The organism is Bacillus sp. AR8-1 (assembly GCF_008042345.1).
GTDB lineage: Bacteria > Bacillota > Bacilli > Bacillales > Bacillaceae_G > Bacillus_A > Bacillus_A cereus.
Map to the genome: position 1 here is coordinate 17,092 of NZ_QNUB01000037.1, position 19,284 is coordinate 36,375.

A 19,284-nucleotide genomic window follows, 5' to 3' on the forward strand; every position below is an offset into this window, starting at 1 on the left:
TACATTTATTGAAAGTGACTTATATCTGCAAATTGTTTCACTTTACCAATACCCTCTTCAAATTCTATTATGCTCAAACTGGCACTATGCATAAATGGATCATCCCACACATTTTCTATTTCCATTCCCGCGAAATGCCCTATAAGTAATTTTGCTGCTGCCGCATGAGAAACAATCAATATGTTTTGTCCTTTATGCCTCTCTAAAAGAAGCTGCATCCCTTCAATTACTCTTTCATAAACGGCCTCGAAATTTTCGCCTGATGTTGACTGAAAAAGATGTGGCTCATTCCAAAATAGATGTACTTCTTCTGGAAATTGCTTTTCTATATCCGCGATTGTTTGTCCTTCCCATATACCCATGTTGATTTCATAGAAATGCTCATCCGCTATAATGGGTATATCACGTTCCCCTTTTATTAACTCTGCCGTATGAAGTGTTCTTTCGCTCGGACTACTATAGATCGCATGGATTGGTAAATCTTTCATTCGATTCCCTAATTGTTTCGCCTGAACTATACCATTTTCAGTTAAAGCAGAATTTTTTCGTCCCTGCATTCGCTTCGCTACATTCCACTCTGTTTCACCATGCCTTGTTACATATATAGTTGTTTTCATTTCTTACTCCCCCTCACCATGTTGGTCGTAATTCCCACGGTTCAACTCTCCCTACAATCCACTCTGCTCGTTTACTTTCAATCCCTTTTATAACTCCATCAGCTATCTCTTCATGCGTAAGCCATCTTCCATATGTATCTTCTAAAATAAAACCTAAAATAATTCTATAATAAATACATTGCGTACTTCCTATTTTTTGTGCAGGCATACGTGATGCTTTACTACCTAAAATATGAAATAAACTATATGTTTTAGACGACAAATCTAGTTCTTTACAAATATTTGATAGTGCATGCTTTGCACTTGTGTGTACCCATGCAACAACTAATGTGATCGGGCCATTTTTCTCAATTGTACTTTTAATAGCTAGCTTTACATCTTCATCATTATGATAATCTAACGAAAGGCATGTAATATTTTCTGGTGCAGAACTCATTCGCTTAACATTTTCTAAATTCACTTCATCTCTCCCGATAATAGAAACATAAAATCCTTTCTCACAAAGCCACATAGAAACTTTCTTTAGCATTCCTGTTCCACCAATTACAAGTGCATGCAAATGCTATCCCTCCCTAATAAAATGTCATATGAGGTTTCTCATCCCTATAATAATTTAAACGGTCTTGCAGTGTCCCTGAGTGAAACTCAAATTTATGACCGTCAGGATCAACAAAGTATATAGATTCACAATCTCTGATATCACGTTCTCTTCCTTGTAAAATATGAACATCATTTTCTTCTAAGCGCTGTATTAAACATTCAAAGTCTTCTCGTTCAACAGAAAATGCAATGTGCGTATAAGATTGATGAATCTCATTTCTCGGAATATGCGTCTCTTCATTAAGCGCTATCCATACTCCACATATGTTAAAATAAGCCAATTTTCTTCCTTTAACTAATAATTCTCCTTCTAATACTTTTTCATAAAACATAATAGAGTTTTCTAAATTAGATACCGAAAAACAAATATGATTGATTCCCCTTAACAACTATAATTCCTCCTTATACAAATAAAAGATGAGCGAAAATTCACTCATCTTTTATTATACTATTTTTTTGTAATATATGCCCATTTATAACTGAAGTCCCCGCCAAACGTATGATTAGCAATACCTTTTACAAATGGCTTCTCTAAATAAGCTGTACTTTGTTGGTACGTAGGAGAAATTGCTGCGTCTTGACCAATTAAGATTTTTTCAGCTTCCGCAAGTGCATTCCAGCGTGCTTTATCATCTTTTAATAGCTCTCCTTTTGATTTCGCTACTAAATCATCATACTTCGGATTAGAATAATCCATTTCATTAAATGAGCTTCCAGTAACAAACATATCAATATAAGTCATTGGATCCGGATAATCAGGGCTCCATGCAGATAATGAGAATTCATATTGGAATTTCTTTTCTAAATCTAGCTTTTGCTTGTATGGTTGCTGTTTCAAATTCACTTTAATACCAGGCAAGTTTTTCTCTAGTTCTTCCTTAATAAAGTCACCCACTTTTTTCCGGCTACCGTTATCATCGTTTAGTAATTCAACTGTAATTGTATCTTGACCAAGCTCTTTCTTCGCTTCTTCCCATAATTTTTTTGCTTTCTCTGCATTATCTTTACTATCACGGAAGTTTTTATTTACAGAGCGGAAATCTTTTCCATCCGGACCTGTCGTGAATTTTTCAGGTACTAAGAAATATGCTGGCAATGAACCGTCATTTAAAATGACATCAGCAATTCCTTTTTTATCGTATGCTAAATCAATCGCTTCACGTACTTTTTGGTTTTTAAATGTTGCATTTTTTTGGTTAAAACGCAAGAAATATATGCGTGGATCTAACTTCGTTTTAAATTCATCTGGCTTATTCTTTTTATATTTATCAACAAATTCAGAAGTTAAAATAACTCGATCTGCTTGATCACTATCATATAAATTTACTCCCGTGCTTGTTTCCTTCACAATACTTACATTAATTTCGTCTAATTTTACAGTATCTTTATCCCAATAATTAGGATTTTTCTTCAACTGATAATTTTGTTCATGTTTCCATTGACTCATTGTAAATGGTCCATTATATAATAATTTATCTGCTTCTAATCCGTATTTATCTCCTTGCTCTTTCACATATTTTTCATTTAATGGGAAAAATGTAGGGAACGACGTAAGCTCAAGAAAATAAGGTGCTGGTTGCTCTAATTCTACTACCAACGTTTTATCATCCTTCGCTTTAACACCCAATTGATCTGCTGGTAATTCACCTTTATTTACTTTCTGTGCATTTTTCACATCAAATAAAATGAATGCATATTCTGCCGCTAATGCTTTATCTAATGTACGTTGCCATGCATATACAAAATCTTGTGCTCGAACTGGATCACCATTTGACCATTTCGCATCACGTAATTCAAATGTATATGTCTTTTTATCTTCACTAATCTTCACATCTTTTGCCATGCCTGGTGTTGGTTTATTATCTTTATCTAGACGATATAAACCTTCCATTGCATTTACAAATACACGGAAAGATACAGAATCCGTTGATTTAGATGTATCCATTGAAGGAATTTCAGCTGTTTCTAGTAAATTTAAAACTTGTTTATCTGCCATTCCCTTATTCGATTCTTTCTTCGTTGTCGAAGCCTTCTCACCATTCCCACATCCCGCAACCAATACACTCGTCGTCAATGCAAGTGCAGCAATTGTTGTTGTCTTTCTCTTCATTCTTCCTTCCCCCAATCTATATGTATAAGTTAAATCCTATTTAATATATTTTATTATACAAAAGATTCTGATTATTTTAAATATTTATTTTTACAAACATAGAAAAAAGCGGTTAGAAATTTCTTTCCAACCGCTTTTTTAAATAGCATTTACTTGTAATCCATCCTCTATATCAAATGGATTTTGAACTTTAAATATTTCTTCCATCAGCTTCAAAAACTCTTCTTCAGTTTTAGATTCACCATTAACCATAAGTGAGTATGGTTCCACTTCACCTAATTTATAATCGACAACAAATTGAATCTTCACCTTTTGTCTTGGCGTTCCGGTGTTATATCCTTGGAATTCTACTAATTCTAACCCTTCCGTTCCACGATAATATATCCAACCTGAATTTTGAAAATAATTTTCGAAAGATTCACCTATTGAAAAGAAAGGATATTCATAAAGCGAGCTTGTACGAACCTTTTGAATAACGTCTCGATCAGTCGGAAAAAAGAAATGACTAAAAAATATGCTAGCAACTGCTAAAATAGTAACAATTGTCGCTCCCATTTTGCTCGTTCCGCCGCTATCATTGATTAGATAGTTTTCAACTGATTTATCTTTTATTTCTCTTGCTTTTATTCGGTATATACGTCTTTCCGCAAATTGATAGTATAATCCATTTGCAAAAATCCCCATTCCAAACAGAATAAAAATGAGTAATAAAAACGTCAGAGGCACCATATTAATGATTGGCAACGCTACATTAAATCCCATATAGTACGAAAATGCATCACAAGCTACTAATAACAGCATAAATAAAGCAGCTGGTATATAATATTTACGATATCCTAGCCAGCCTATATTGAAAATAGCAGCCCAACCATTCCAGCTCCACCTAGCAATCCGCTTATTCTCAAGCTCCCATTTCCTTTGATAATACGGATATTGTCTCCCTACATATACTTCCAGTTCTTTATCTATTAACGAGCTACCTTCATCTTGTTCATTATCCAAGTTTCGCTGACAACTTGCACAATTTAACTGTTCCTCCTCGCAAGGTTGCCCACAATTTATACATTTCAAAACAATCCCTCTTCCCATCCATACGTCATTTCAAAATACCTTCGTGTTTTAATAACCACTCTTTCCTCCATAAACCACCAGCATATCCAACAAGCTTTCCACTCTTTCCTATTACACGGTGACATGGAACAATTATTGAAATTGGATTCCGACTATTCGCCCCTCCTATTGCCCGTACAGCTTTTATATTTCCAACTTTCTCTGCAATATCTAAATATGAAGCACTTACGCCGTATGGAATAGTATAAAGTGCATCCCATACATTTTTTTGAAATGCTGTTCCCTCTGCAGACAGCGGGACCGTAAACTCTTTTCTTTTCCCTTTAAAATATTCATCTAACTCATTTATACATTGTTCTATCATTTCATTTTTATTTTCTTCTTGTCGTTCATCAACAAATATAACAGACGTAATTCCTTCTTGATTCGCTGTAATTTCAAGCAAACCTACTTCGCTTTCATAATAAGCCTGGTACATATGCCATCCTCCAATTCAGTTCATATTAGTCATTGTAACACGAATATACAAAATTTTTCGTATAAGCGTTTTATTAGAGAAACAAAAAAGAGAATGGTAAAATATAAGAAAATTCAATCAAGGAGGCTATTTGATGAATTCCAAGCTTTTTTCACCTTATACAATTAAGAACGTTACACTAAAAAATCGTATCGTTATGTCGCCTATGTGTATGTATTCATCAGGGAGTGAGGATGGCAGCGTTACGAATTTTCATCTCATTCATTATGGAACTCGCGCTGCTGGCCAAGTAGGTTTAGTTATGGTTGAAGCAACTGCGGTGTTAGCTGAAGGACGAATTTCTAACAAAGACTTGGGCATTTGGGATGACAACTTAATTGAAGGCTTACATAAAACGACTACTTTTATACATGATAACGGTGCAAAAGCTGCCATTCAACTCGCTCACGCCGGAAGAAAAGCTGAATTAGAAACAGATGCGTTAGCTCCTTCAGCCATTCCATTTAATGAAACAATGAAAATGCCAATAGAAATGAGCAAACACCAAATTAAAGATACTGTATTAGCTTTTCAGCAAGCTGCAGTACGATCAAAACAAGCTGGATTTGATGTTATTGAAATACACGGTGCTCACGGTTATCTTATTAATGAATTTCTTTCTCCGCTTTCCAATAAGCGGACTGATGAATATGGTGGTTCACCTGAAAACCGCTATCGTTTCTTACGCGAAATCATTGACTCGATAAATGAAGTTTGGAACGGACCGTTATTTGTCCGTATTTCAGCAAATGATTATCATCCTGACGGGTTAACAGTTCAAGATTATGTTCAGTATACAAAATGGATGAAAGAACAAGGAGTAGATTTAATTGATTGTAGCTCTGGGGCTGTTGTCCCTGCACGCATCGATGTTTATCCTGGGTATCAAGTACAATATGCTAAACATATTAAAGAGCATGCTAACATTGCAACTGGTGCAGTTGGATTAATTACGACCGGAGTACAAGCAGAGCAAATTTTAAATAATAACGAAGCAGATTTAATTTTTATCGGACGTGAGTTACTTCGCAATCCGTACTTCCCAAGAATAGCAGCCAATGAACTTGGCTTTGAATTGCAAGAACCTCACCAATATAAGCGAGCACCAGGAAAAATTCATACGAATAAATAAAACCGAGAAGTCATTCTTCTCGGTTTTATTTATTCTATCGTTGTAATTTCATTTGAATTATAAGTATGGATACCCGATTCTTCTCGCAGCGCGGTTATATACATCCCTTTCGCCACATCTTTAGCTGAAATTGGTTTATACTTTTTGAAAGCTCCTTTAAAGATAAAAGGAATAATACGAGATAACTTTTCAGCCATTCGTTCACCGAAACGAAATTCTTGTCGATTTCCTACTAATAATGATGGTCTAAAAATGTGAATACCACCGATCACTAACTTTTGCAATTCTTCTTCCATTTTTCCTTTCACTTGTGAATAAAAGAAAAATGCTTTAGGATTCGCTCCCATAGAAGACACGACAAGGAAATTTTGTACTCCTTGTTTTTCAGCTAAACAAGCAGCTCGTAACGTATATTCATAATCTACTTTTTTAAAATTTGCTTTTGTTTTTGCTTTTTTTATTGTTGTTCCTAAGCAACTAAAAACATCATCCACAGCAAAGAACTCTTTATATTCCTCTAATATCGAAAAATCAACTTGTTTCTGCTGTAACTTCTCATGTTGCAATTGCATTGGCTCTCTTACAAAAATAGTAACCGAATCGTAGTAATCTGATTCAAGTAATAGACGCGTTATCTCTTGTCCAACTAAACCACTTGCACCAAGTATTAACGCTGTTCGCTTATTCATATATGCATATACCTCTTATTTTACTTTTCTCTCCTTCAGTAAAATACAACCTTTAGGAGTTTCCTGCTCTTATTTTACCACAAGTAAAACACTATGCGTACGCATAGTGCTTTACTCACTCTTTTTTCTCATCTCTCTCTTGTAATTTCGTTATTGTTGTAGCGTCCCCTAAATTACTTATTAATCTTCTTAAAAAAATTAATACGAAAGATAATGGCAATACTACCGCTAATATTAATAAAATAGCTTCCATTAAGTAACCCAAGCGCTCATCCCCCTCTTTACCTCCTTTTCAATATATGAAAACAGCGTTGTCACATATGCATGCATTTGCAAAAATAATACACCTATATTTGACAACTTTATAACAAAAACAAATCGGAATGATTATTATTTATTGCAACTTTATTAAAGATGTATTATACTAAGTTCGCAAACTAAAACGGAATTATTCCGTTTTGTATTAAAATGATATTTTTCTTCTATAATTGGGGAAAATATATCCGTAAAAAAGAAAAGAGGAGAACTTCATGCCTAAAAGATTGACTATATTTTCATTCTTACTTATTTTTACCTTAATTTTCGCTGGCTGCTCAAATAAAAAAGAAAGTAATGCCAAGAAAGATGGAAAGCTAACAGTTTATACAACGATTTTCCCACTTGCTGATTTCGCAAAGAAAATCGGTGGCAACTATGTAAATGTTGAAGCAATTTACCCACCTGGTGCAGATTCACATACATTTGAACCAAGTCAAAAACAAACAGTACAAGTTGCAAAAGCCAATTTATTCGTTTATAACGGCGCTGAATTAGAACCATTTGCTGAAAAAATGGAAAAAACATTACAAAAAGAAAATGTTAAAATTGTAAATGCATCTAAAGGTATTGAGCTTCGTGCTTCTACTGAAGAAGAGCATCATGATCATGGAGATGGCCATAAAGAAGATGAACACCATCACGATAAAGACCCGCATATTTGGTTAGACCCTACTCTAGCAATGAAACAGGCAGAAAAAATTAAAAATGCACTTGTAGAATTACAACCTGAACATAAACAAGAATTCGAAAAAAACTTCGCAGCACTTCAAACTAAATTTACTGATTTAGACGATCAATTTAAGGCAGCTGTAGCGAACGCAAAAACGAAAGAAATTTTAGTTTCTCATGCTGCCTATGGTTACTGGGAACAACGATACGGCCTAAAACAAATTCCTATCGCTGGAATTTCAGCTTCTGATGAACCATCTCAAAAACAGCTTGCTGACATTACAAAAACAGTAAAAGAACATAATCTAAAATATATTTTATTCGAAACTTTCTCTACTCCAAAAGTAGCATCTGTTATTCAAAAAGAAACTGGTACAAAAGTTTTACGCTTAAATCACTTAGCTACTGTTTCTGAAGATGATGCAAAAAATAATAAAGATTACTTCACTTTAATGGAAGAAAACGTAAACACATTGAAAGAAGCAACAAACTAATCCATTATATTTTCTAGGCAGCTGAATCTAGTATTCAGCTGCCTTTTTATGTATTTATCCTTGACTTGACCAAAATAACAAGTAAAATTATCCATATTAGCTTTAAAGCTATATTAATTTAGAAGGTGAGTTGGAATTATGAATCTTCACATTTGTGAAGTAACAGCAAAAAATTGGCGTTCAGTAGTTGCTTTAGACGTCGCAAAAGATCAGCAACAATTTATTGAAAGTAACGCGTTTTCTTTAGCAGAATCATTATATGAAGGAAACGGAACGTCAGTAGGTTTATATGATGGAGAAACACTTGTAGGTTATGCAATGTATGGATGGTATTCAGTAAAACATAAAAGTGTATGGCTCGATCGCTTTATGATTGACCAACAATATCAAGGAAAAGGATACGCAAAACGTTTCCTTCGCTTACTCATTCAATTCTTACAAGAAAAATTTGAATGCAAAATAATTTACTTAAGTTTACATCCAGACAACAAACTTGCAATGGGACTGTATGAATCATTTGGTTTCCGATTAAATGGTGATATTGATGATGAAGGTCCAGTTGTAGGTGTTGTAATGGAGTTACTAATAAACGAAAACACAAGCCTGTGAAAACAGGCTTTTTATTATACATGTATCAATTTTTAGTTTCTTTCCCTTATTTAATTCTGTTTTGCAATCTAATAGAATGCTCATAAAAATAAGCCTGCAATTTACGCAGACTTATTTCACACACTCTTCAAAATGTTCTTGGAACCACTCTTTATTAATATCTCTTCCGATGAAAACTACTTCACTTACTCGCTCTTCGCCCTCTTGCCACTCTCTATCGTACGAAGCGGCAAATAACGTATGTACACCTTGGAAAACGATACGTTTATCTACTCCGTCTATCGATAAAATTCCTTTGTAACGATATAAATATTCTCCTAGCTCTTGAACGACAGCTGACATCCACTCATTAAGCTTTTGTAAATCCAGCGGACGTTCTTCACGTAATACAAATGATTTCACACCTTCTAAGTGATTATGTTCTTTATGAGGGTAAATTTGCAACGTATCTTTCGTTTTAAAAGTTTGGATTTGTAATAAAGATGGTATATCTACCTCACAGTTAGTCGCCTCAATTAACTTTGCAGTCGGGTTAATTCCTTGAATTTCATGCAAGAGATTTTCTTTCTCATTCTCTTCAATTAAGTCTAATTTATTTACTAAAACGACATCAGCAAACGCAATTTGCTCTTTTGCTTCTAATCCTTTTTCAAAATGTTTATGTATATGATAACTATCTACCACTGTTACAACACCGTTAATTTGGTATGCAGATTGAATGACTGGATCTAAAAAGAATGTTTGAATAATCGGCCCTGGATTTGCAAGGCCAGTCGTTTCAATTACTAAACCATCAAAATCCATTTTCCCTTCTGCTTTTACGTCCAGTAATTGTTTTAAAGCAACGAGTAAATCTTCACGTACAGTACAGCATAAACAGCCGTTTGTCATTTCCATAATTTCTTCTTCCACATTCATAATCAACTGATTATCAATGCCAATTTGTCCTATTTCATTTACAATCACCGCTAATTTCTTACCGTGATTTTCTGATAAAATACGATTTAATAAAGTCGTTTTCCCTGATCCAAGAAAACCAGTTAATATTGTTACTGGAATCATTCCTTACATCTCCTTATAGCTATATGTTTCTATATTATATCATATAGAGAAAATCATTTTTTTAGCAAAACATATTTATTGTCTGTACACCTAATTAACTATATAATAACATGTAGTAAGAAAGCCTTTTCAAAACATTATTATTCATCAAGGGGGTACTTATAATGGAACGAGTTCAAATGAATGAAACGCTAGAATTCTCTCGTATTATTCAAGGATTTTGGCGTTTAGCAGAATGGAATATGACAAAACAAGAATTACTTTCTTTCATTGAAGATTGTATGGATATGGGAATTACTACTTTTGATCACGCTGACATTTACGGCGGATATACGTGTGAAGGATTGTTTGGAGAAGCTTTACAATTAAAGCCTTCCTTACGAGAAAACATGCAAATTATTACAAAGTGTGGAATCGCTCCCCCATCACCGAAATTTCCAAAGCGATATGTTGCTCACTACAATACTAGTGCAGAGCATATTATGCAAAGTGTAGAAGCATCACTTAAAAATTTACATACAAATTATATTGACGTATTACTTATTCATCGTCCCGATCCTTTTATGAATCCAAATGAAGTGGCAAAAGCATTTTCACAATTAAAACAAGAAGGAAAAGTTCGTCACTTCGGTGTATCTAACTTCTTACCTTCACAATTTAATATGTTAAGTTCGTACTTAGATTTCCCGCTTATTACGAACCAGATTGAAGTTTCTGCATTGCAGCTTGAGCATTTTGAAAAAGGGACAATTGATTTATGCCAAGAAAAACGAATCAATCCAATGATTTGGTCACCTCTTGCTGGTGGGGAAATTTTTACTGGTCAATCAGAACGTGCCGTACGTGTACGCGAAACTGTGCAAAAAGTTGCTACTGAGCTAGGTGTTTCTAGTATCGATACGGTTATGTATGCTTGGTTACTTGCTCATCCAGCTAATATGATGCCAATCGTTGGCTCTGGTAAATTAGATCGCGTAAAAACGGCAGCTCTTGCTACAAACGTTAACTTAGACCGTCAACAATGGTTTACAATTTTCGAAAGCTCTAATGGGCATCCTGTACCATAATGCATAAAAAGAAGAGCTGTTTTCTTACAGCTCTTCTTTTTCATATGTATTTCTAGTCATGGCAAATACACACATATCCCTTAATCCGTTTCCATCTACCGCAACACTCGCACTTTCTAACGTACCTTCTAACTTAAAGCCTAATTTCTCAGGTATCGCTCTACTCTTCTTATTTAAAGAATCACAACGAATTTCTACACGGTTTGCTTTCAATTCAGAAAAAGCGTAATCCGTTATACCTTTCGCAGCCTCTACCATATAGCCTTTTCCGCTAAACCTTGTATCAATCCAATATCCGATTTCAAATTGAGGTATATCCCAATTAATACGATGTAATCCGGCTGAAGCAATAAATGCACCTGTTTCTTTCGAAAATACTAGTAATCTTAAATCTTCACGTTGCAAAAATTGAATATGCGATTTTCTAATACTCTCTTCTATTTCTTCCTCTGTTTGCTCTTTTTGTGCAAACACCATCCAAGGTTTTAGTTCTTGTATTGAAGCTTGAATTGCATCATATACAACTTTACCATCTCCTGGTTTCGGCATTCGAATAAAAAGCCTGTCAGTATAAAATTCAGAAGGAAAATCGAATAATAACGGATTCACTGTAAACACTCCCCATAATTCTTTTATATATAATAATATCCATCTCAAGTTATATAGTAAAGAATTTTCTGAATTGAAAACCTTTTACTCATTCACTTCCTCCGCTACACGAATTCCAGATTCAATCGCACCTTGAATCCATCCGTGATATAGCGTTGTATGATCTCCAGCGAAGAATATTCTCCCCTCTGGTTTGACAATCGCTGGTTGCAGCTCAGATTCTTGACCTGCTTGAAAAAGTGCAAATCCTCCAAGCGCATACGGATCCAATGTCCAGCTTTTTGATATTCCAGATATGAACTCATCATACACTTGACCACCTAATATTGTTGCTAAGTTGTGTAATGCGTAATAAATACGATCACCTTTTGATAAACCATCCCATAACAATGCGTCATAAGACCATGTATAGCTACCTAACATCATAGCCGGTCCTTTCTCACCAATTCCATAACTTGGATAATAGGCATAACGAATTGGCAAATCTGTTATAATTCTGCCACCTAATTGTCCTTGTTCTTCCCAAAATCGGCTTTTAAATTGAATTCCTATTTTCGTCGCAGGCATATAATGTAATTCACGAATTGCTTTCCATTTTTCATGAGATATAGAATCAAACGGATCTACTTCTACAAAACGCATTGTCGAAAACGGAATGGTAACAATAACTAAATCTCCTGTAATACTGCTATATTCAAAAGTTTCCTCGTTCCGATAGAAAGCTGTCACACCATTATCGTGTTGATGTAGCTTCATTAATTTTTGATTATATATAATATTCTCTTCTAATTGCGGTAAAAATGACTTTGGCAATCTATCGTTCCCGCCCACAATTTCACAAAATCCGCTCTCCTCTTGCATAATGTATAGAAAGCGTAAAGTCTCTACAAACGATCGTTCCAAAAAACCTTCTAAATCTAATAGAACACCAATCATCTCAATTGTTACTGGCGAAAAGTAAGTATTATACTGATAAGGGTGATACTTCAAAAATTGTCCTGTGGAATATCTCCCAAAATCCTTCACTACAACATCCCAATTTTTCTCTGGATTTCTTTTAATAAAATTTATTATCGGCTGTACTGCTAATAACAATAGTTCTTCAGACGTTTTTCCCACTTCATTCATTTCCACAGGATACCTTAAAATACTTGGATCCTTTTCATATTGTTTCAACGTCGTTTTCCGTCCATTTACGTATATAATATCCGTCTCATTTCTATTAATAAAAGGACTCACCTGTAGCCCAAATTTTCTTATATAGGCCATCGTTAATGTATGCGAATACGGAATTCTCATTGCTCCGACATCTAAATATAATCCGTTATCTTCCATTCTAACCGTTTCTATACGGCCACCTACCCGGTTGTTTGCTTCAAAAATTTTCACATCATGTCCTGCAGCCTTTAATAAAGATGCTGAAACTAATCCAGCCATACCAGCTCCCACTACAATAATTTGTTTTGGATTTATCGTCTTCTTCAATCCTTTATCTATAACTTTTAACGCTTCATCCATTTCAGTGTTATACATTATATCTTTCTGCACAATTCCACCCCTTACTTCATCAAATGGACGTTAGTGGTTTAGTGCATTTTATTCATAAATCTCCATAAACATAACACCATTGCAATTTGAATATTCACTAAAAGTACATAAGCGACAGATTTCATATTTCTTTATGCTTCGTATAATATAGCAACCACAACGAAGGAGTGACTAAAAAATGAAACATACTTATGATTACCACGCTACAAAAAAGCATTTAGAATTAAAGAAACAAAACTTATGTAAAAAACTTAGCAATATGACACTATCTGAAAAAGAACGTGAACAGCTAAAATGTGAAATTGACAACTATGAATATATTTTAAATCTGGTCGAAATGAATCATTATGAACGCGGATTTTCTCGTTAAAAGTGGAAATAGGATTATCCGCTTTTCATTTTGAGCATTTCACTACGCATTTTTCATAAGTAAATATATAATAGGATGTACATTAAGATTGAGAGGTATATTCTATGATCAAGTTAAGTGTATTAGACCAATCACCTATTTCAGATGGTAGCACAGCAGCCCAAGCTTTTTCACATACAGTTACGCTTGCACAAGAAGTTGAAAAACTCGGATTCACACGTTTTTGGGTATCCGAACATCATAATTCCGTAAGCTTAGCTGGTTCAAGTCCAGAAATACTTATTTCTCATATTGCCGCAAAAACGGATCGTATTAGAATCGGTTCAGGTGGTATTATGTTACCACATTATAGCCCATATAAAGTTGCTGAGAATTTCCGTGTTCTAGAAGCACTGTATCCGAACCGCATCGATCTCGGTGTTGGTAGAGCTCCTGGTGGTATGCCAATAGCAACTCGCGCACTTCAAGAAGGGAAAATGGTCTCACTTGATCAATATCCAGAACAAATTGCAGACGTTGCAATGTACTTACATGATCAAATACCAGAAAACCATCACTATGCAAACTTAAAAGCCACTCCAGTTATCCCAACATCTCCTGAAATGTGGATGCTCGGTTCTAGCGGAGAGAGCGCTAAAATTGCTGCAAACAACGGAGCTTCTTTCGCATTTGCACAATTTATTAATGGCTTCGGAGGCCCTGAAGTTATGAGGGCTTACCAAGAACAATATCAGCCTTCATTTTTAGGAGATAAGCCTAATTCAATCGTTGCCATCTTTGTTATATGCGGAGAAACCAATGAAGAAGCGGAAAAAATTGCTTCTAGTTTAGATTTATCAATCTTATTATTAGAGCAAGGAAAACGAACTACTGGTACACCTTCTATTGAAACTGCTCAAAATTATTCATACAGTGCTTATGATTTATTCCGTATAAAAGAAAATCGTCAACGTATGATTGTTGGTGATCCGTCTTCTGTAAAAGAAAAAATAATAAACTTAAGCAAAGCATACAATACTGACGAATTTATGATTGTCACGATTACCCATCAATTTGAACATAAATTAAAGTCTTATCGCTTACTAGCAAATGCTTTTAATTTATAACTCTAAAAAGAGATGCATCACAAGTGATGCATCTCTTTTTCTTACTACTTATTGTTTTTATTTCCTATATATTCAATAGCTTCTTTTAATAGCTCATCAAAGTTAATAGGATAATCATGATCTAAGTTAGGCACAACTTTATACTTATGTTCTATATTCTTATCTCTTAATAATCGTACAAATTGCTGCGTGGATTCGAAACAATCTTCATCTTGATCCCCGCATACTATATATCCTTTTATATGTTTATCCTGCAGCACTCTTAGCAACTCATCCCATTCTTCAATCTCGGGAAGCCACGGTGCTATAAAAACAAAACCATCCACATCTATATCTTTTTGCAAAATCGTATATAAAGCTACTCTTGCCCCTGCAGAAAAACCACCAATTATTACATTTTCTACTGTATGATTTTCTATAAAATTATTGTAATGCTCTTTTAATTCTTCTTTCCCTCTCTCTATATCATCCCAAACAAATCCATCTGAAAACTTAATTTGTGAAGACTGTGGTAAAGCTAACGTGTAATCTTGTGCCAAAACTGATTTCCAATATGGCTCTACTATTTGAATATTTTCTTGGTCACCATGTAATGTAAGTAGTAGTTTCCCCTCTTTCTTGCTGTATATATATTTCACATCTGGTCTTTCCTTTTTATGTGCTAATTCTTCTCTTTCTTTACATAATTGCACCATTGTATGAAATTCTTTAAATTTATGTAGTGATTTTAAATCTTCGTCGGAAATTAAATATTCATTTCCATACCAGAATCCCTTTTCTATAATGGCCTTCCTCATTAAATGTAATGCTTCTTTTTCAAGTCCTGATGCACTTGCGAGCGCATACTTAAAATTATATATTTGCGCCTCATTCCCTATTACACCTGTAGCGTTTTCCATTATATAATTGTACGCTTCAAAACTTCCTTTATTTGCATAACAACGTAACGTTTCATTTAATAATTGAATGTAAGTCATACTATTTTTCATGTACCAATTCCCCCGAAACTTTTTATAATATTTATTTTGCGAATCTTTATACCACTTTGTGAAGATTTTATATAACTCGCCCTAGCAATATCTTATTCTCCGAATGATACTTAATAGTTATCCTTCTCTGTCCAATACATTTAATATAAATATTAATAAACTGAAAAGTCAATATTTTAACAAACAAAAAAAGACAACAATATATGTATTGTTGTTTTCATTACGTCTACCCGCTCTTTTGTTTTTTTCTATCTGGTTTACTTGAAACTAAATAATGTTTTTCTGAAATATATAAGTCTCTTTTTAAGCTACGATTTAAGTAAGGTCCTAGTTTCATTCCGCATATGAGGCGATCTTCGCTACCTTCAACAATTGGGAACATTTCTTTTTCTGTTACGTATTGATCTACTGCCTTTTGTACGACATCAATTTCTTTCACTAGGTTTAAATTTTCTGCTGTATGTTCAAATACCTCAAGCGTTTCCTTCGTTATGAGAAAATCATTTGTTGGAAATGCAGGTAAATACGGTTTTAACAAATCATAATTTACTGTATAATCTTCATTTACTAATACTGTATAAACGATATTAGCATTCGTTTCTAAAAACTGAGCCATCGCTTGTTCTAATTCATCTTTCGTAATTTCCCGCTCTTCTTTTCCAGTTCTGAAAAAGCGAAACATCGCATCGCCTCCTTTTTACTATATTATAGCATAAAAGAAAACTGAAAAATCATAAAAAAACCCATTGAAATAATTTTTCAATGGGTTTCTTTATATTTTTTATCGTTATTTTAAGAATGCACTTAGCATCCATACATGTTGTTCTAATGTTGTATGAATTGCTAACAGCATGTCAGCTGATGTTTCATCGCCAGCTTCGCCCGCAACTTCCATACCTTCTTTTAATTCTTGAATAAGTGCAGAATAATCATTCACTAATGTTTGCACCATTTCTTCTGCAGATTCTTTGCTTGTCCCTTCGCTGACACTAGATGTTGCGAGATATTCTTTCATTGTCGCTAATGGTTTACCTTCTAAAGCTAAAATACGTTCTGCTAACTCATCAATATACGTTCCAGCTTCATTATAAAACTCTTCAAATTTCTCATGTAATGTAAAGAAGTGTGGCCCTGTCACATACCAGTGATAATTATGTAATTTCACATATAACACATTCCAGTTTGCTACCTGCTTGTTTAATACTTCAACAACATTTGTTTTCGTACTCATACAATCCACTCCTCTTATCATTTTGTAATGTTTATCTTTTAATAACCTAATTACATTTTACCATACATTCCCTTTCCTTTCGAACAATCGGCTTATATGTAACAAAGTTTTAACACCTTTAATACTTCCCTAATATCATTTAATTCATGTATTTTTTCAAACACTTCATACGTCTAATTGTCCAAGCTCATACATATGCATAATAGTACATCAAGCTCATCATAGTAGAAAGAGGGATAACATGGACAATCAACAATGGCAAGTAGCAAAGAAAGTAGCTGCTACTTATATCGGAACTGTCGTTGGAGCTGGATTTGCTACTGGACGAGAAATTGTTGAATTTTTCACAGTGAATGGATTATACGGGACAATTGGCATATGTGTAAGTGGATTTTTTTTTATTTGGCTCGGCACAAAGATGATGTTACTTTCATCACAAATCGGGGCATTTTCAGCGCAAGAATTTAACAAATATTTATTTGGGGATGTATTTGGGAATGTTGTAAACACATTATTATTACTCGTTTTATTCGGTGTAACGAGCGTTATGTTATCAGGGGCTGGTGCAGTATTTGAAGAGCAACTTCGCTTACCAAGACAACTCGGTATTCTCATTACAGTTATCGCTTGTCTCATTATAAGTAGCCGCGGATTACAAGGTGTTTTTGAAGTAAATACACTTGTCGTACCTATTATGATGATTTTTATTATCGGACTTGCTATTACAACCTTTTTTCACGGTACACCTTCCATTAATAACACTATTCCTGCAGAGAGTTGGAATATGAAATGGATTACTAGCCCTATTACATATGTCGCCTTAAATCTTTCTCTCGCCCAAAGTGTTCTCGTCCCATTAGCCAGTGAAGTAAAGGATCGAAAAGCCATTTTTTGGGGTGGGATTTTAGGTGGTGCTGGACTTTCTTTAATTTTATTATGCAGCCATTTAGCAATCTTATCAGTCGATCAATTTTATCAATATAACATCCCAATGGCTGAAGTCATAAGAAGATTTAATGCAACTTTTCACTTCTTCTTCGTTCTCATTATTTTCGGTGAAGTTTTCACAACTTTAGTTGGTAATGTGTTCGGAATGACAAAACAGATGCAATCTATTACTGGGTGGAAAAATCACAATATTATTTTCTTCATTTTACTAATTAGTTATTGCTTTAGTTACATCGGTTACAGTGACTTACTTCATATTCTATATCCTATCATCGGATGGGTAAGTATTGTTATACTTCCAATCATTGCGTTTAAACAACTTCAAAAAACATAAAAAAGCATCCATGTTATTGGATGCTTTTTTATGTTCATTCACAATCATCACATACTTCCCAGTACGGTCCCATTTCTAATGCTAAATACGGCTTTAACTGCAACCGGATCATTCGACTAGGCATGCGCTCTAAAACAAATTGAATACCTTCTTCATCTTCGTCTAATTCAACTTTTGAAATCACAATTCTTTGTATAGTCGTAATGGGAATTCCATCTTTATATAAAGTGATTTTCACCTCATCGTATTCATTAAAATACAATTCGACACTCATTTGATTTTTCAGTATTTCATCAACAATTTTATATGTATCATTTTGTTCTTGGATTATATATTTCCATCCGCCTCTATCTTCTTTCGGAGCTGTTTGAAATAATGTCTCCAAATCCTCGTATAGCATAAGATAACCCCTCTCTTACTAAAAAACGATGAGTATTTTATATACCCTTTATCTCTATCACTATCCATAGCTATTGTACCATATATCACCGTTCTTACCGTATTCATTTGCTTCATAGATACTTATAAAATAACTAATTCTATCTCCATTATTATGTATATTACCTCATTACTCCATACACTCTTACAAGTTTAAATAGCGTCAGGCTTTAATCCATGCAAATATTGTCTACTCTCCGCTTTTATTAGCTCACAGCATTCATACTTTTATATATAGTAAGACTACCACAAATAAAAAAGGAGAGTGACTTATACCACTCCCCTTAAAAGAAATTCCCTATAGCTGCTAAAACTAATACGATTATTAAAATTGCAAATAATAATGAGACAATGAAACTAAAAATAGGTAACGCTTTCTTTTCATTCTTCTTAAATAGTAACTTTAAACTAAGAAAAATATTTACTGGTACAAGTATAAAATAAAAATATTTAACAATTTGTACCGAGCTATTCGAAAGTGTTTTTAATATAAACACTTCAATTAGAAAAACAATAAAAAATGAAATACTTAGCCAAAATGAGACGTAACTAAGCCAAGAATGTCTTTTTGTCCCCCAATACACTCCCATAATACTCTCCTTTTATTTGTATTCTATACGTTAATAATTATACACAAAGCTAACAAATACCTCTATTTTTCGACAAACATTATGTAAAATGCCATTTTAAACGTCATAAAGAAAGTCTACATCCCTATTTGATTTTACACAATAAAACAGACTACCCTCTAGTGGC

23 protein-coding genes are annotated in these 19,284 nt (G+C 34.0%); 7 read left to right on the forward strand and 16 right to left on the reverse strand.

Annotation, left to right across the window (positions count from 1 at the left end):
• Positions 1-5: 5 nt before the first annotated feature.
• The 6 genes from DN400_RS22400 to DN400_RS22425 form a co-directional block, all read right to left on the reverse strand.
• A complete protein-coding gene (locus DN400_RS22400; RefSeq protein ID WP_000858830.1) occupies positions 6-617 on the reverse strand; it encodes a phosphoserine phosphatase 1 in 612 nt (203 codons plus the stop codon).
• A 13-nt stretch (positions 618-630) separates the two neighbouring features.
• On the reverse strand, positions 631-1,176 hold the full coding sequence (locus DN400_RS22405; RefSeq protein WP_016512982.1) for a short-chain dehydrogenase: 546 nt from the start codon (positions 1,174-1,176) through the stop codon (positions 631-633).
• Positions 1,177-1,189: 13 nt separating this feature from the next.
• On the reverse strand, positions 1,190-1,606 hold the full coding sequence (gene fosB / locus DN400_RS22410) for a FosBx1 family fosfomycin resistance bacillithiol transferase (RefSeq protein ID WP_000943771.1): 417 nt from the start codon (positions 1,604-1,606) through the stop codon (positions 1,190-1,192).
• 59 nt (positions 1,607-1,665) lie between these two features.
• Positions 1,666-3,327: a peptide ABC transporter substrate-binding protein gene (locus tag DN400_RS22415; protein ID WP_000824276.1), complete on the reverse strand. Its 1,662-nt coding sequence runs from the start codon at positions 3,325-3,327 to the stop codon at positions 1,666-1,668.
• Between the two features lie 138 nt (positions 3,328-3,465).
• Positions 3,466-4,416 carry a DUF2628 domain-containing protein gene (locus DN400_RS22420; RefSeq protein WP_075720181.1) on the reverse strand — a complete coding sequence of 317 codons (951 nt, stop codon included), beginning with the start codon at positions 4,414-4,416 and terminating at the stop codon, positions 3,466-3,468.
• Positions 4,417-4,423: 7 nt separating this feature from the next.
• Positions 4,424-4,876 carry a methylated-DNA--[protein]-cysteine S-methyltransferase gene (locus DN400_RS22425; protein ID WP_000283912.1) on the reverse strand — a complete coding sequence of 151 codons (453 nt, stop codon included), beginning with the start codon at positions 4,874-4,876 and terminating at the stop codon, positions 4,424-4,426.
• A gap of 133 nt (positions 4,877-5,009) precedes the next feature.
• On the opposite strand from DN400_RS22425, the gene namA reads away from it, so the two are divergent.
• Positions 5,010-6,047 (forward strand): NADPH dehydrogenase NamA, encoded by a 1,038-nt coding sequence (namA, locus tag DN400_RS22430; protein WP_071714397.1) that lies wholly within the window; start codon positions 5,010-5,012, stop codon positions 6,045-6,047.
• Between the two features lie 29 nt (positions 6,048-6,076).
• Here the strand turns inward: namA and DN400_RS22435 are convergent, their stop codons facing one another.
• Positions 6,077-6,736 (reverse strand): oxidoreductase, encoded by a 660-nt coding sequence (locus tag DN400_RS22435; protein ID WP_147801945.1) that lies wholly within the window; start codon positions 6,734-6,736, stop codon positions 6,077-6,079.
• A gap of 115 nt (positions 6,737-6,851) precedes the next feature.
• Entirely contained in the window at positions 6,852-7,001 is a 150-nt protein-coding gene (locus DN400_RS29615) for a hypothetical protein (RefSeq protein ID WP_000540932.1), read from the reverse strand.
• 265 nt (positions 7,002-7,266) lie between these two features.
• Between DN400_RS29615 and DN400_RS22440 the strand changes: the two genes are divergently transcribed.
• Positions 7,267-8,217: a metal ABC transporter substrate-binding protein gene (locus DN400_RS22440; protein ID WP_071714398.1), complete on the forward strand. Its 951-nt coding sequence runs from the start codon at positions 7,267-7,269 to the stop codon at positions 8,215-8,217.
• 138 nt (positions 8,218-8,355) lie between these two features.
• Positions 8,356-8,826 (forward strand): GNAT family N-acetyltransferase, encoded by a 471-nt coding sequence (locus tag DN400_RS22445; RefSeq protein WP_065228698.1) that lies wholly within the window; start codon positions 8,356-8,358, stop codon positions 8,824-8,826.
• Positions 8,827-8,937: 111 nt separating this feature from the next.
• Here DN400_RS22445 and DN400_RS22450 read toward each other — a convergent pair whose 3' ends face one another.
• Positions 8,938-9,888 carry a CobW family GTP-binding protein gene (locus DN400_RS22450; protein ID WP_000613422.1) on the reverse strand — a complete coding sequence of 317 codons (951 nt, stop codon included), beginning with the start codon at positions 9,886-9,888 and terminating at the stop codon, positions 8,938-8,940.
• Between the two features lie 164 nt (positions 9,889-10,052).
• Between DN400_RS22450 and DN400_RS22455 the strand changes: the two genes are divergently transcribed.
• A complete protein-coding gene (locus tag DN400_RS22455; protein WP_071714399.1) occupies positions 10,053-10,955 on the forward strand; it encodes an aldo/keto reductase in 903 nt (300 codons plus the stop codon).
• Positions 10,956-10,979: 24 nt separating this feature from the next.
• On the opposite strand, the gene DN400_RS22460 is transcribed toward DN400_RS22455, so the two are convergent.
• Positions 10,980-11,564 (reverse strand): GNAT family N-acetyltransferase, encoded by a 585-nt coding sequence (locus DN400_RS22460; protein ID WP_071714400.1) that lies wholly within the window; start codon positions 11,562-11,564, stop codon positions 10,980-10,982.
• A gap of 84 nt (positions 11,565-11,648) precedes the next feature.
• The gene (locus tag DN400_RS22465; RefSeq protein ID WP_065228695.1) at positions 11,649-13,112 is read right to left on the reverse strand and encodes a flavin monoamine oxidase family protein; all 1,464 of its coding nucleotides are present in this window, start codon (positions 13,110-13,112) and stop codon (positions 11,649-11,651) included.
• 178 nt (positions 13,113-13,290) lie between these two features.
• On the opposite strand from DN400_RS22465, the gene DN400_RS22470 reads away from it, so the two are divergent.
• The gene (locus tag DN400_RS22470; RefSeq protein ID WP_000683366.1) at positions 13,291-13,482 is read left to right on the forward strand and encodes a DUF3896 domain-containing protein; all 192 of its coding nucleotides are present in this window, start codon (positions 13,291-13,293) and stop codon (positions 13,480-13,482) included.
• A gap of 104 nt (positions 13,483-13,586) precedes the next feature.
• Entirely contained in the window at positions 13,587-14,588 is a 1,002-nt protein-coding gene (locus tag DN400_RS22475) for an LLM class flavin-dependent oxidoreductase (protein ID WP_098675058.1), read from the forward strand.
• Positions 14,589-14,632: 44 nt separating this feature from the next.
• Here the strand turns inward: DN400_RS22475 and DN400_RS22480 are convergent, their stop codons facing one another.
• The 3 genes from DN400_RS22480 to DN400_RS22490 form a co-directional block, all read right to left on the reverse strand.
• Positions 14,633-15,577: an alpha/beta hydrolase gene (locus DN400_RS22480; RefSeq protein ID WP_147801946.1), complete on the reverse strand. Its 945-nt coding sequence runs from the start codon at positions 15,575-15,577 to the stop codon at positions 14,633-14,635.
• A 226-nt stretch (positions 15,578-15,803) separates the two neighbouring features.
• Positions 15,804-16,259, reverse strand: coding sequence for a DUF3939 domain-containing protein (locus DN400_RS22485; RefSeq protein ID WP_000488209.1), 456 nt, complete (start codon positions 16,257-16,259; stop codon positions 15,804-15,806).
• Positions 16,260-16,364: 105 nt separating this feature from the next.
• Positions 16,365-16,808, reverse strand: a complete 444-nt coding sequence (locus DN400_RS22490) for a Dps family protein (protein WP_000105199.1) — start codon at positions 16,806-16,808, stop codon at positions 16,365-16,367.
• Positions 16,809-17,049: 241 nt separating this feature from the next.
• Between DN400_RS22490 and DN400_RS22495 the strand changes: the two genes are divergently transcribed.
• Positions 17,050-18,090 carry a YkvI family membrane protein gene (locus DN400_RS22495; protein ID WP_000370207.1) on the forward strand — a complete coding sequence of 347 codons (1,041 nt, stop codon included), beginning with the start codon at positions 17,050-17,052 and terminating at the stop codon, positions 18,088-18,090.
• Positions 18,091-18,124: 34 nt separating this feature from the next.
• Here the strand turns inward: DN400_RS22495 and DN400_RS22500 are convergent, their stop codons facing one another.
• Entirely contained in the window at positions 18,125-18,490 is a 366-nt protein-coding gene (locus DN400_RS22500) for a DUF3979 family protein (protein ID WP_000965063.1), read from the reverse strand.
• 322 nt (positions 18,491-18,812) lie between these two features.
• Positions 18,813-19,118, reverse strand: a complete 306-nt coding sequence (locus DN400_RS22505; protein ID WP_000539572.1) for a hypothetical protein — start codon at positions 19,116-19,118, stop codon at positions 18,813-18,815.
• Between the last annotated feature and the right edge of the window lie 166 nt (positions 19,119-19,284).

Bases quoted from the DNA above. Each gene is read 5' to 3' on its own strand.
- DN400_RS22400 (WP_000858830.1), bottom strand. From the start codon at position 617: ATGAAAACAACTATATATGTAACAAGGCATGGTGAAACAGAGTGGAAT.
- DN400_RS22415 (WP_000824276.1), bottom strand. From the start codon at position 3,327: ATGAAGAGAAAGACAACAACAATTGCTGCACTTGCATTGACGACGAGT.
- DN400_RS22420 (WP_075720181.1), bottom strand. From the start codon at position 4,416: ATGGGAAGAGGGATTGTTTTGAAATGTATAAATTGTGGGCAACCTTGC.
- DN400_RS22425 (WP_000283912.1), bottom strand. From the start codon at position 4,876: ATGTACCAGGCTTATTATGAAAGCGAAGTAGGTTTGCTTGAAATTACA.
- namA (WP_071714397.1), top strand. From the start codon at position 5,010: ATGAATTCCAAGCTTTTTTCACCTTATACAATTAAGAACGTTACACTA.
- DN400_RS22435 (WP_147801945.1), bottom strand. From the start codon at position 6,736: ATGAATAAGCGAACAGCGTTAATACTTGGTGCAAGTGGTTTAGTTGGA.
- DN400_RS22440 (WP_071714398.1), top strand. From the start codon at position 7,267: ATGCCTAAAAGATTGACTATATTTTCATTCTTACTTATTTTTACCTTA.
- DN400_RS22445 (WP_065228698.1), top strand. From the start codon at position 8,356: ATGAATCTTCACATTTGTGAAGTAACAGCAAAAAATTGGCGTTCAGTA.
- DN400_RS22450 (WP_000613422.1), bottom strand. From the start codon at position 9,888: ATGATTCCAGTAACAATATTAACTGGTTTTCTTGGATCAGGGAAAACG.
- DN400_RS22455 (WP_071714399.1), top strand. From the start codon at position 10,053: ATGGAACGAGTTCAAATGAATGAAACGCTAGAATTCTCTCGTATTATT.
- DN400_RS22470 (WP_000683366.1), top strand. From the start codon at position 13,291: ATGAAACATACTTATGATTACCACGCTACAAAAAAGCATTTAGAATTA.
- DN400_RS22475 (WP_098675058.1), top strand. From the start codon at position 13,587: ATGATCAAGTTAAGTGTATTAGACCAATCACCTATTTCAGATGGTAGC.
- DN400_RS22480 (WP_147801946.1), bottom strand. From the start codon at position 15,577: ATGAAAAATAGTATGACTTACATTCAATTATTAAATGAAACGTTACGT.
- DN400_RS22485 (WP_000488209.1), bottom strand. From the start codon at position 16,259: ATGTTTCGCTTTTTCAGAACTGGAAAAGAAGAGCGGGAAATTACGAAA.
- DN400_RS22490 (WP_000105199.1), bottom strand. From the start codon at position 16,808: ATGAGTACGAAAACAAATGTTGTTGAAGTATTAAACAAGCAGGTAGCA.
- DN400_RS22495 (WP_000370207.1), top strand. From the start codon at position 17,050: ATGGACAATCAACAATGGCAAGTAGCAAAGAAAGTAGCTGCTACTTAT.
- DN400_RS22500 (WP_000965063.1), bottom strand. From the start codon at position 18,490: ATGCTATACGAGGATTTGGAGACATTATTTCAAACAGCTCCGAAAGAA.
- DN400_RS22505 (WP_000539572.1), bottom strand. From the start codon at position 19,118: ATGGGAGTGTATTGGGGGACAAAAAGACATTCTTGGCTTAGTTACGTC.